The organism is Amycolatopsis sp. SID8362 (genome assembly GCF_010550475.1).
Lineage (GTDB): Bacteria > Actinomycetota > Actinomycetes > Mycobacteriales > Pseudonocardiaceae > Amycolatopsis > Amycolatopsis eburnea.
The window spans coordinates 1-12028 of record NZ_JAAGNB010000829.1; the positions used below are offsets into that span (position 1 = coordinate 1).

Annotated in this window: 11 protein-coding genes; 8 read left to right on the forward strand and 3 right to left on the reverse strand. The window is 70.8% G+C overall.

The window, feature by feature from the left end; translation table 11 throughout:
• The first annotated feature begins 248 nt into the window (after positions 1-248).
• The 7 genes from pfkB to G3I65_RS25740 all read left to right on the forward strand — a co-directional run bounded on the left by pfkB (position 249) and on the right by G3I65_RS25740 (position 6246).
• Entirely contained in the window at positions 249-1184 is a 936-nt protein-coding gene (pfkB, locus tag G3I65_RS25710; protein ID WP_086856994.1) for a 1-phosphofructokinase, read from the forward strand.
• Between the two features lie 79 nt (positions 1185-1263).
• Entirely contained in the window at positions 1264-2376 is a 1113-nt protein-coding gene (mtlA, locus tag G3I65_RS25715) for a PTS mannitol transporter subunit IICB (protein WP_160698389.1), read from the forward strand.
• Positions 2377-2410: 34 nt separating this feature from the next.
• Positions 2411-2719, forward strand: a complete 309-nt coding sequence (locus G3I65_RS25720; RefSeq protein WP_125310453.1) for a PTS lactose transporter subunit IIB — start codon at positions 2411-2413, stop codon at positions 2717-2719.
• Entirely contained in the window at positions 2709-3164 is a 456-nt protein-coding gene (locus tag G3I65_RS25725; protein WP_160698390.1) for a PTS sugar transporter subunit IIA, read from the forward strand. Before G3I65_RS25720 ends, G3I65_RS25725 begins: the two co-directional genes overlap by 11 nt.
• A complete protein-coding gene (locus tag G3I65_RS25730; protein ID WP_160698391.1) occupies positions 3161-4216 on the forward strand; it encodes a zinc-dependent dehydrogenase in 1056 nt (351 codons plus the stop codon). Before G3I65_RS25725 ends, G3I65_RS25730 begins: the two co-directional genes overlap by 4 nt.
• A gap of 33 nt (positions 4217-4249) precedes the next feature.
• Positions 4250-5917 (forward strand): phosphoenolpyruvate--protein phosphotransferase, encoded by a 1668-nt coding sequence (gene ptsP / locus G3I65_RS25735; protein ID WP_160698392.1) that lies wholly within the window; start codon positions 4250-4252, stop codon positions 5915-5917.
• A 44-nt stretch (positions 5918-5961) separates the two neighbouring features.
• Entirely contained in the window at positions 5962-6246 is a 285-nt protein-coding gene (locus G3I65_RS25740; protein ID WP_160698393.1) for an HPr family phosphocarrier protein, read from the forward strand.
• A 144-nt stretch (positions 6247-6390) separates the two neighbouring features.
• Here G3I65_RS25740 and G3I65_RS25745 read toward each other — a convergent pair whose 3' ends face one another.
• A complete protein-coding gene (locus tag G3I65_RS25745; RefSeq protein WP_160698394.1) occupies positions 6391-7449 on the reverse strand; it encodes a DegT/DnrJ/EryC1/StrS aminotransferase family protein in 1059 nt (352 codons plus the stop codon).
• A gap of 560 nt (positions 7450-8009) precedes the next feature.
• Between G3I65_RS25745 and G3I65_RS25750 the strand changes: the two genes are divergently transcribed.
• Complete coding sequence (locus G3I65_RS25750; RefSeq protein WP_160698395.1) at positions 8010-9044, forward strand: GDP-mannose 4,6-dehydratase; 1035 nt, start codon at positions 8010-8012, stop codon at positions 9042-9044.
• Between the two features lie 60 nt (positions 9045-9104).
• Here the strand turns inward: G3I65_RS25750 and G3I65_RS25755 are convergent, their stop codons facing one another.
• Positions 9105-10496 (reverse strand): glycosyltransferase, encoded by a 1392-nt coding sequence (locus G3I65_RS25755; RefSeq protein WP_160698396.1) that lies wholly within the window; start codon positions 10494-10496, stop codon positions 9105-9107.
• On the reverse strand, positions 10493-12028 hold a 1536-nt coding region (locus tag G3I65_RS25760; RefSeq protein WP_160698397.1), incomplete at its 5' end, for a 3-hydroxyacyl-CoA dehydrogenase family protein. The genes G3I65_RS25760 and G3I65_RS25755, both read right to left, overlap by 4 nt.

Here is a 12028-nt window from a genome sequence, read left to right on the forward strand (position 1 = left end):
GGGTGACCTTCGGAGAATCGGAGGGCGACCCGGCCCGCCTTGTCGTGTTCGACGGCGGGGTCGGCGATATGGCTTTGTGTTGGTTTGCTGCCACGCGGTGTGGTCGACGTTCTTCCTGGCCACAGCGTAGAGATCTAGTGCTTCCGAAGATAACGGTTGAACTTCCGGTGAAGTTGGGTCTTGCAAACGCAGATGAACACAGGCAATATCAACCAAATCAACGAGGACCCCGGCGGAGGTGTGCTGAAGTGTTCGTGACCCTCACGGCGAACCCGAGCGTGGACCGGACGATCGAGGTCGACCGGCTCATCCGGGGCGAGCTGCACCGGGCTACGGGTGCGCGTGTCCAGCCGGGAGGCAAGGGCATCAACGTCGCACGCGCGCTCGTGCGCAACGGACTCAAGGCCCGGGCGGTCGTCCCGGCCGGCGGCGCCGACGGCGACCACCTGATCAGCCTGCTGCGCGACTACAACATCGACGTGGTCCGGGTGCCGACCGCGGAACCCGTGCGCAGCAACATCAGCGTGGTCGAACCGGACGCGACCGTCACGAAGGTGAACGAGAGCGGGCCGCACCTTTCCGGTGCGGAACTGGAAACCCTGTGCGACACCCTGATGTCCCACGTGGCCGACGCGGAATGGGTGGTGGCGGCGGGAAGCCTGCCACCCGGTGCCGGCGAAGACTTCTACGCCGACCTGATCGCGCGCCTGGCCACCACCGGCGCCAAGGTCGTCGTGGACACCAGCGGCCCGGCGTTCCGGACGTCGGTCAAGGCCGGTCCGGCGCTGGTCAAGCCGAACCTCGACGAGCTCGAGGAAGCGGTCGGCAGGCAGCTGGACACCGTGCGGGACGTCGTCGACGCCGCACAGGAACTCCGCGCGCTCGGCGCGGGCACGGTTCTCGCCAGCCTCGGCAGCAAAGGTGCCGTGCTGGTGGAGGAAGCGGGAGTCTGGTGCGCCAACGCATCGGCCGAACCGCGCAGCTCGGTCGGTGCCGGCGACGCGATGCTCGCCGGTTTCCTGGCGGCAGGGGGGAGTGGCCCGCAAGCGCTGGCCACAGCCGTCGCCTGGGGAGCGGCAGCAGTGTCGCTGCCCGGGAGCACGATGCCGGGTCCCGAAGACGTGGGGGCGCGTCGAGTGCGGGTGGACCCGCGTCCGGAGTGGGACGAGAAGGTGCGCGAGTAGCGCGCCGGACCGGACCGCTCACCGCCATCCCCGGATGGCGATCCCTCCCCAACCCCTTTCCCAGAAAAGGAAGCCAACGATGACTACCACTGCGGAGCGCGAAGAGGAAGCCACTCCGTCGAGGGCGGAACGCGCGCGGGTCGGTATCCAGCGGTTCGGCGGGCACCTCGCCGGCATGGTCATGCCGAACATCGGCGCGTTCATCGCCTGGGGCCTGATCACCGCCCTGTTCATCCCGAGCGGCTGGGCGCCCAACGCGCACATCGCCGAGCTCGTCGACCCGATGATCAACTTCCTGCTGCCGGTGCTGATCGGTTACACCGGTGGCCGGATGGTCCACGGCCAGCGCGGCGCGGTCGTCGGCGCGGTCGCGACGGTCGGCATCGCGGTCGGCGCGTCGATCCCGATGTTCCTCGGCGCGATGATCGTGGGCCCGCTGGGCGGCTTCCTGATCAAGCTGTGGGACGAGAAGGTCGGCAGCAAGACCGCGCCGGGCTTCAAGATGCTGGTCGACAACTTCAGCGCCGGCATCATCGGCGGCGCGATGGCGGTGCTCGGCATGCTGGGCATCGGCCCGGTCGTGCAGGGCATCACCAAGGCGCTCGGCAGCGGCGTGCAGGGCCTGATCGACGCGCACCTGCTGCCCCTGGTCTCGATCATCGTCGAGCCGGCCAAGGTCCTCTTCCTCAACAACGCGATCAACCACGGTGTGCTGAGCCCGCTGGGCGTGGCGGACGCGCTGAAGGACGGCAAGGCGATCGAGTTCCTGATCGAGCCGAACCCCGGCCCCGGCCTCGGCATCCTGCTGGCGCTGACCTTCTTCGGCGCCCGCAGCGCGCGGGCCACCGCCCCGGGCGCGATCGTCATCCAGTTCCTCGGCGGCATCCACGAGATCTACTTCCCGTACATCCTGGCGACCCCGCGGCTGATCCTGGCCGCGATCGCCGGTGGCGCGGCCGGTGTCGCGACGTTCAGCATCTTCAACGCCGGCCTGACCGCCACGCCGTCGCCGGGCAGCATCATCGCGGTGCTGGCCGTGACGCCGAAGGGTGGCTACCTGGGCGTGGTCGCCGGTGTCGTGATCGCGGCGGCCGTGTCGTTCATCGTCGCGGCGGTGCTGCTGAAGTTCGGGCGGGACGCCCGCAAGGAAGAACGCGCCGCGGCGATCGCCGCCGGTGGCTCGGTGGCGTGACGATCACCGTCGATCGAAGGAAGGAACCACGAGGATGAGCAGCATCGAAGGCAAGGAAGTCAAGAAGGTCATCATCGCCTGCGACGCCGGCATGGGCAGCAGCGTGATGGTCGCCTCCCAGCTGGCCAAGCGGCTGAAGCCGTACTCGGTCAAGGTCGAGCACACCCCGGTCAACGAGATCCCGGCGGACGCGCAGGTCGTGCTGTGCCAGTCCACTTTGGTCAACCGGGCGCGCAAGGCCGGTACCGGCGCGGTGATCCTGGGCTTCCAGAGCTTCCTCGGCGACCCGGTCTTCGACCGCGTCGAGCAGGCGATCCGGGACGGCGGTTCCCTTGCCGACTGACGCCGCCATCCTCGGGCCCGAGTCCGTGCTCATCGGCTGCACCGCCCCCGACCAGGCGGACGCGATCACCCAGGTCGGGAACAAGCTCCTCGAACTGGGGGCGGTGGAGCCGGGGTACCTCGACGCGATGCACGTACGCGAGAAGTCGGTGTCGACCTACCTCGGCGAGGGCGTCGCGATCCCGCACGGCACCGACGAATCCCGCAAGTTCGTCAAGCGCACCGCGCTGGCGATCCTCCAGTTCCCCGCCGGGGTCGACTGGGACGGCAACGACGTCCGGCTCTGCGTCGGCATCGCGGCCAAGGGTTCGGAGCAGGTCGGGATCCTGTCCTCGCTGGCCCGGATCCTGATGGACTCCGAACAGGTCAAGCAGCTGCGCGAGGCACCGGACGCCGAAACGATCCTGCGACTGTTGAACGAAGTGGACGAGGAGTTTTCCCGATGAAGGTGGCACGTTTCTACGCGCCCGGTGACCTGCGGGTCGAAGACGCGGACGAGCCGAAGGCCGGCCCGGACGAGATCAAGATCCGCGTGCACAACACGTCGACCTGCGGTACCGACCTGAAGATCTTCCGGCACGGGCACCACCACATCGACCCGCCGCGCGTGATCGGCCACGAGATCGCCGGCGAGGTCGTGGAAACCGGCGCGAACACGGCGGGCTGGGCGGCGGGCGACCGCGTGCAGGTCATCGCCGCGATCCCGTGCGGCGAGTGCAAGCAGTGCCGCAAGGGGCTGCAGCAGGTCTGCCCGAACCAGCTGTCGATGGGCTACCACTTCGACGGCGGGTTCGCCGAGTACATGATCGTGCCGAAGCAGGTCCTCAAGGTCGACGGCGTCAACCGGATCCCCGAGGGCGTCAGCTACGCCGAGGCCTCGGTCGCCGAGCCGCTCGCGTGTGTCCTGAATGGACAGAACTTCGCGCAGGTCGGCGAGGGCGACGTCGTCGTGGTCGTCGGCGCCGGCCCGATCGGCTGCCTGCACGTGCGGCTGGCCCGTGCCAAGGGCGCGGCCGCGGTCTACCTGGTCGAGCTCAACCGCAACCGGCTGGACCTGGCCGCCGACCTCGTCAAGCCGGACGCCGCGATCTGCGGCAGCGAGGTCGACGTCGTCGAGAAGGTCCTCGAGCTCACCGGTGGCGACGGCGCCGACGTGGTCATCACGGCCGCCGCGGCGGGCAAGGCGCAGGAGGACGCGCTGAAGATGACCGCGCGCCGCGGCCGGATCAGCTTCTTCGGCGGCCTGCCGAAGGACAACCCGATCATCGCGTGCGACTCGAACCTGGTGCACTACCGGGAGCTGACCATCTACGGCGCCAACGGGTCCAGCCCGGACCACAACCGCCAGGCGCTCGAGCTGATCTCCTCGGGCAAGGTCCCGGTCGACGACCTGATCACCCACCACCTGCCGCTGTCGGACGTGCTGAAGGCGATCGACATCGTCAGCAGTGGCGAAGCGATCAAGGTGACGATCGAGCCGGGCACCGTTTCCGCGTAAGCGGTGCGTGCGGACCTGAGGAGGCGACCAACGGTGGTTGACGAACTGCGCGGCAACCCGGCGAGCCCGGGTGCGGCCGCCGGCCCGGTGGTGCGGCTGACGCCGCCCCCGGTGCTGCCGGAGCACTGGGACGCCCCGGCGGCTCCCGAAGCGGAGCTGGCGGCGGCGGCCGAAGCGCTCGACGCGGCGGTGGCGGACCTGGAGAAGCGCGCGGCTTCGGTGTCGGGCGAGTCGAAGTCCATCATGGACACCCAGATCATGATGGCGCAGGACCCGTCGCTGCGGACCGGTATCGCCGACGGGGTGGCGGGCGGCCGCCCCGCCGCGTGGGCCATCCGCGACGCGTTCGGCAAGCACGTGGCCGCGCTGGAGGCCATCGGCGGTTACCTCGGCGAGCGGGCGGCGGACCTGATCGACATCCGCGACCGGGCCATCGCCGCCGCGCTGGGCCTGGCCCAGCCGGGGATCCCGGCGGTGGACGGCGCGTTCGTCCTGGTGGGCCAGGACATCGCGCCGGCCGACACGGTGCTGCTCGACCCGGCGAAGGTGCTCGGCATCGTCACCGAGAAGGGCGGCCCGACCAGCCACACGGCGATCGTCGCACGAGCGCTCGGGATTCCCGCGGTGGTCGGCTGCGCCGGCGCCGCGGGCCTGGCGGACGGGCAGCGGATCGCGGTCGACGGCACGCGCGGCACGGTCGCCGTCGACCCGGACGACGACTACGTCCACCGGATCGAAGCGGAAGCGGCTTCGCTGAAGGAAAAGCTCGCCGCGCACAGCGGTCCCGGCGCCACCGCCGACGGCCACCCGGTCAAGCTGCTGCTCAACGTCGGCAGTGCCGGCGGGGCGGCGTCCGACGCCGCGGCCGACGCCGAAGGGGTCGGGCTGTTCCGCACCGAGTTCCTGTTCCTGGACCGCACGGAAGCCCCGACGGTCGAGGAGCAGCGGGCGGCGTACGGCGAAGTGCTGCGCGGGTTTTCCGGCCGCCAGGTCGTCATCCGCACGCTCGACGCCGGTGCCGACAAGTACATCCCGTTCGCCAACACCGAGGACGAGCCGAACCCGGCGCTGGGTGTGCGCGGCTACCGCGTGGGCGTCCGGAACCCGGGCCTGCTCACCGCGCAGCTGGAGGCGATCAGCCTGGCGGCGGCCGACCACGACGCGGACGTGCGGGTGATGGCGCCGATGATCGCCACCCCGGCGGAGGCGGCGGCGTTCCGGGAACTGGCGCGGGAACACGGGATCGGCAAGGTCGGCGTGATGATCGAAGTGCCCGCCGCGGCCATCCGGGCGCGGGACATCCTGGCGGAGGTCGACTTCGTCAGCATCGGCACCAACGACCTCTCGCAGTACACCTACGCCGCCGACCGCATGCTCGGCGAGCTGGGGGAGCTGCTGGACCCGTGGCAGCCGGCGCTGCTGGCGCTGGTGGCCAACGTCGCCGCGGCGGCGAAGGAAGCCGGCAAGCCCGCGGGCATCTGCGGCGAAGCGGCGAGCGACCCGGGCCTGGCGCCGGTGTTCGCGGGGCTGGGCATCACCAGCCTGTCGATGTCGGTGTCCGCGGTCCCCGCGGTCCGCGCCGCGTTGAAGGACCACACCCTCGAGCAGTGCGAAATCCTCGCCCACGAGGTGCTTTCCGCTCCCGACGTGCCGAAGGCGCGTCAGGTCGCGGAGGAGTTTTCCGCCAGGTCGGCCGGCTGAACCGGCGGCCCCGCCGTGCTTTTCTTCCAGATGGGAATTCGGAGATGTCCAGTAAAAAGGCGGTAATCGGCTCGCCAGTCGGGCTGCACGCGCGTCCGGTCAAGCTGCTCGTCGAGGCGGCGGGCCGGCAGCCGGTGCCGGTGAAGATCGGCCGCAGCGAGGACCAGCTGGTGGATGCCTCCAGCATCCTGGGCGTCATGGCGCTCGGCGTCCGCGGCGGTGAAGAGGTGCTGATCACGGCGGAGGGCGAAGGCGCGGAAGCCGCGGTGGCGGAGATCGCGGAGCTGCTGTCGCGCGACCTCGACGCCGCGGAGCAGTCCGCCGGGTGAAGCCGGCGGCTCGGCAGACGACCCCCTGGTCTGCCGGGCCGCCTCTCGAACGCCGGTGGGCCGTCCGGTCACTGTCCGGGCGGCTCACCGGACCCCACGCCGCAGCCCGTCCTTTTCGGACGGACTGCGGCGAAGCCGTTTCCGTCAGGGGGTGCCGTAGAATTCGGCGATCCTCGCCGCGATGTAGTCCTGGTCCGCCTCCCGCAGGCCCGTGTAGGTGGGCAGGTAGCAGCCGCGGGCGGCCAGGCGGGCCGCGTTGAGGTCCGGCCACGACGGGTCCAGGTACATCGGCTGCCGGCTCATCGGCTGGAAGAACAGGCGCGTCTCGACGCCGGCGGCGGCCAGGTGCGCCCGCAGCTCGTCGCGGCCGTCGGCGAGCAGGTCGTACATCCACAGCACGTCGCGGCCGGGCATGCGCGTGATCCCGCTGATCCCTTCGAGCCGTTCGTCGTAGCGCTTTTCGATCCGGGCCCGCAGCTCCAGGATCTCGTCGAGCTGCTCCACCTGGGCCAGTGCCACGCCGGCCTGCAGGTTGGTCATCCGGAAGTTGTAGGCCAGCTTCTTGTGCACGAAGTCGTGGGCCTGGCTGAACGCCATGCCGCGCAGGTGGGTCAGCTGGGCGGCCAGCCGGGCGTCGTCGGTCAGGCAGATGCCGCCCTCGCCCGAGGTGATGATCTTGTTGGCGTAGAGGGAAAAGCACGCGATGTCCCCGACCGGGCGGACGCCGTGCGCCTCCGCGGAGTCCTCGACGACCCGCAGGTTGTACTGGTAGGCCAGGTCCAGCACGGCGTCCATGGCGCAGCGCCTGCCGTAGACGTGAACCGGCATGATCGCCTTCGTGCGCGGCGTGATCTTGTCCTCCGCCAGCGCGACGTCGATGTTCAGGTCGTCGCGGCAGTCCACGAACACGGGCGTGGCGCCGGTGTAGGTGACTGCCCAGGCCGACGCGACCATGGTGAACTCGGGAACCAGCACCTCGTCGCCCGGCCCGATGCCCAGCGCGCGCAGGGCGAGCGTGAGCGCCGCCGTCCCGGACGAGCAGGCGACGCCGTGCGCCTTCCCGTTCCACTCGGCGAACGCCTCCTCGAACCGCCGCACGAACGGGCCCTGGGAGGAGATCCAGCCGGTGCCGACCGCCTCGGTGACGTAGTCGGTCTCCCGTCCGGTGAGGTGGGGCTGGGAGACGGGATATCGGAATGCCATCGGGTCCTCGCAAGCCTCGGCGACCGGAAAGCTGCAGGATGGCCCGCGTGGGGGCGGGAAAACACCAGTACCCGCCGCGCACCCGGCGGGTTTGCCCCCGGCACGGTGCCGGAACCCTGACCCGAGACGTCAGGGCTCCGGCAAAGTCCCCGCCCAGGTGGGCACGGCGAGCACGAGAACGGCCAACACATCGTCCGGAGTGGCCAACACGCCGACAGGGGCATTGGCCGACGCGCATCGTGTGCCATGTTGGCCATTCCAGGCGCCATGTTGGCCGTTCCGGACGGCGTGTTGGCCACTCCGGGCAGGGCGTGACGAACGCTCGAACCGACTTTGCCGGAACCCTGACCCGAGACGTAGTGAATGACTCATTCATGTCGTCCGGCGACATGAATGAGTCATTCATGTCATCGCAGCCCGCCACGACGCCGCCGATGTGCCCTGGCGGGCCCGGATTGTCGAGGGTTTTCCAGGGCCTGCCGGGTGTGTGATCGGGCAGATCAGCGGCGGTGCCGGGCGGCCGCGAGCACGGCCGGTTGGCCGGTGAACGTGGGAGAGCGATGACGAAACGAGCATTGATCACGGGCGTCACGGGCCAGGACGGCTCCTACCTGGCCGAGTACCTGCTGTCGCTGGGTTACCAGGTGTGGGGCCTGGTCCGCGGCCAGGCCAATCCGCGCAAGTCCCGCGTCAGCCGGATCGCCGCCGAGCTGAACTTCGTCAACGGCGATCTGCTGGACCAGGCGAGCCTCGTCGGCGCGGTGGATCTCGTGCAGCCGGACGAGGTCTACAACCTCGGCGCGATCTCGTTCGTGCCGATGTCCTGGCAGCAGGCCGAGCTCACCACCGACGTCAACGGCATGGGCGTGCTGCGCGTGCTGGAGGCGATCCGGATGGTGTGCGGCCTCGACAAGTCGCGGACCTCCTCGCCCGGCGGCCGGATCCGGTTCTACCAGGCCTCGTCGTCGGAGATGTTCGGCAAGGCGGCCGAGACCCCGCAGAACGAGCTGACGATCCTGCACCCTCGCAGCCCGTACGGCGTCGCGAAGACGTACGGGCACTACATCACGCGCAACTACCGCGAGTCCTACGGGATGTACGGTGTCTCGGGCATCCTGTTCAACCACGAGTCGCCGCGCCGCGGCATCGAGTTCGTCACCCGCAAGATCTCCAACGCCGTCGCGCGGATCAAGCTCGGCCTGCAGGACGAGCTGCGCCTGGGCAACCTCGACGCCGTGCGCGACTGGGGCTTCGCCGGCGACTACGTCCGCGCGATGCACCTGATGCTCCAGCAGGACGTGGCGCGTGACTTCGTGGTCGGCACCGGCCGGATGCACACCGTCCGCGACGCGGCCGAGATCGCGTTCGCCGCCGTCGGCCTCGACTGGCGTGACCACGTCGTGGTGGACCCGTCCCTCGTGCGTCCCGCCGAGGTGGAGACGCTGTGCGCGGACGCCGGTCTCGCCCGCGAAACGCTGGGCTGGGCGCCGACGGTGTCGTTCGAGGAGCTGATGCACATGATGGTCGAGTCCGACCTCAGCCAGACCAGCCGCGAGCTGGACCTGGGCGAGGCGCTGACGGGCGCGGTCTGGTAGCCCCGGCAAACGCGAAGGCCGCCTTGGGAACTTCCCAAGGCGGCCTTCGCGTTTGCCGCGTCAGCGCGCGGTCGAAGCCGGTTCGACCTCGGCCAGCGACAGCAGCAGGTCGGCGGCGCCTTCGCGGCCGCGGCCCGGTTCCCGTTGCAGCCGCGCCATTTCCCGGGCGCGGGCGGTGAAGGACGGGTTTTCCAGCACCTCGGTGAGCTTGGCGGTGACGTCGTCGACGTCGATGCCGTGCGCCCGCTCGACCACCAGGCCGACGCCGGTGTCGCGGCCGCGGACGGCCTGGTCGTAGCAGTCGACGAACAGCGGCCGCAGCAGCAGCGGCTTGCCGAAGTACAGGCTCTCGATGAAGCCGTTGCCGCCGCCGTGCGTGAAGTGCGCGCGGACGTGGGGGTGCGCGAGGACGTCCAGCTGCGAAGGCAGCCACTTCTCGGTCCGCAGGTTGGCCGGCAGCGTGTCGGCCGGGGGCAGCAGGTGCCACGACTCGGCAGGCAGCCGCCAGAGCACGGCGTGCTTGCCCTCGAGCCGCCGGGCCACCTCGACGACGTTCCCGACTTCCTCCTCGTCCAGCCGCGCGACGGTGCCGAAGCCGAGGTAGACCACCGACTCGTGCCGGTCGAGCCAGCCGCGGACCTCCTGCTCGGCGGGCACCTCGGGCAGCGGCGGCAGGATCGCGCCCAGCAGGCGGAAGTGCTCCGGGATGTCGACCGGGTAGTCGAGCTCGGCGAGGGAGTAGACGAAAACGGCCGCGGCCTCGTCGATCCGCGACGAGTACTTCGACGCGAGCTTGGAGACGCCGAGCTCCTTGTTCGACTGGGAGTACTCGACGATCCGCTTGCGCATCAGCGCGTCGGTGACGTAGAACGCCTTGCGCTTGACCCCGAACAGGGTGTTGGCGCGGCGCTGCTTGGCCGTCATCTCCAGCGGCAGCCCCGAGTGCGGGACCGGGAAACCCTTCGGCAGCTTGGTCATGGCGTTGCTCGGCGGGAACGGCGCGCTCACCACGTGCGGGATCCCCCGGGTGACCGCCAGCTCGAATCCCGCGTGCAGCAGCGAGTCGACGACCATCAGCGCCGGCTCGACTTCGTCGGTGACGGTCGCGAGCGCGCGGTAGGTCCCGTCGCGGAAGCGCGTGTCGAAGGTGTGGCGCAGCAACGCCTTGTGCGCCTTCCACCGGGATTCCTGAGTGACCGCGCGATAGGTCTCGTCGTCCCAGGAACCCGAGGACAGCTCCGGGATCGGCGCGCCGAGCGAGCGGAACCCGACCCGGGTGCCGGTGCCGTCGGCGCCGATCGCCTCGACCTCGGCGCGGCGGTTGTCGGAGGTCGCGAAGTACAGGTCCGGGACCCCGCGCCGGGACAGCTCCTTCGCCAGCACCAGCAAGGGGTTGATGAGCCCGCGGTCCGGCGAGCTGACGAACAGGATCGGCCGTCGTGGTCGGCTCATGCGTGAGCACCTTTCTCGTGGGGGTCGTGCGAGTGGAACCCGCGCCCGCTCTTGCGGCCCAGGTAGCCGGCCCGCACGAGCTGGCCGAGGTACTGCGCGGGCGCGGCCGCCGAGTCCGGCGCGGCCGCCCACAGTGCGTCCTGGATGGCCAGGGACACGTCCAGCCCGACCAGGTCGAGCAGCTGGAACGGGCCCAGCGGGAACCGGCAGCCGCCGGCGATGATCCGGTCGACGTCGGCCACGTCGACGTACCGCTCGCGCAGCATGGCGACGGCGCGGTTGAGGAACGGGAACAGCAGGGCGTTGACGATGAACCCGGCGCGGTCGGTGCAGTCGACGGTGTGCTTGCCCATGCTGCCGGCGACCTCGTGGACGGTCGCGACGGCGCCGGGGTCGCTGACGACCGTGCGGACCACCTCGACCAGCTGCATCCGCGGGGCCGGGTTGAAGAAGTGCATGCCGACGACGTCGTGCGGGCGGCCGGTGGCGGTGGCGCACTTCATCACCGACAGGCTGGAGGTGATGGTGGCCAGCACGGCACCGGGCCGGACGAGGGCGTCCAGCTCGGCGAACACGGCGCGTTTGGTTTCGAGGTCCTCCGTGACGGCTTCGATCACCAGGTCGCACGGGCCGAGCGCGGCCAGGCCGGACACGGTCGCCAGTGACGCCATCGCGGCTTCGAAGCCGTCGTCGGTGAGCTTCGCGCGCTGCACGGCGCGGGAGAGCGACTTCGCCACCGCCGCGCGGGCGCGGGCGGCGCTCTCGGGCGAGCGCGCGGCCAGCGTCACCTGGTAGCCCGAGCGCGCGCAGACCTCGGCGATGCCGGTGGCCATGTGCCCGGAACCGGCGATGCCGATGTGCCGCACCGGGCGCGCGACGCCGTCCCCGGGTGGCGGCGCGGACAGGGCCGTCCGGGGCTCGGCCACCCGGCCCGGGCCGGTGGTGTCGTAGGTGTAGAACCCGTGGCCGTTCTTGCGGCCCAGGGTGTCGGCCGCGACCATCTTGGCCAGGATCGGCGCGGGCTCGTAGACCCGGTCGCCGGTGCGCTCCCAGAGCGCTTCGAGCGAGTCGTGGACGACGTCGATGCCGATCGCGTCCAGCTGCGCCAGCGGGCCCAGCGGCACGCCGCAGCCCATGGTCATCGCGGCGTCGATGCCGTCGCGGGTGCCGAAGCCTTCCTCGAACATCGCCGCGGCGCTGTTGAGGTAGCCCAGCACGAGCGCGCCACCGACGAACCCGGCGTGGTTGCCGACGCGGACCGGGGTCTTTCCCAGCTCCCGCAGGAGGTCCTCGACGGTGGCGCGGGCGCCCTCGTCGGTCAGCGGGGTGCTCACCAGCTCGACCGCGGTGGCCGCGGAGATCGCGCCGAGGTCGGGCAGGTGCAGCCCGAGCGTGCGGGGCAGCCGGCCGCCGCGGGCGGCGATCTCGGTCACCGGCAAGCCGGTCGTGGTCGTGAGGAACACCGCGCCGGCGCGGCACACGGCGTCGGCGCGGGCGAGCACGGCGCACTTGAGGTCGAGCCGCTCGGGCAC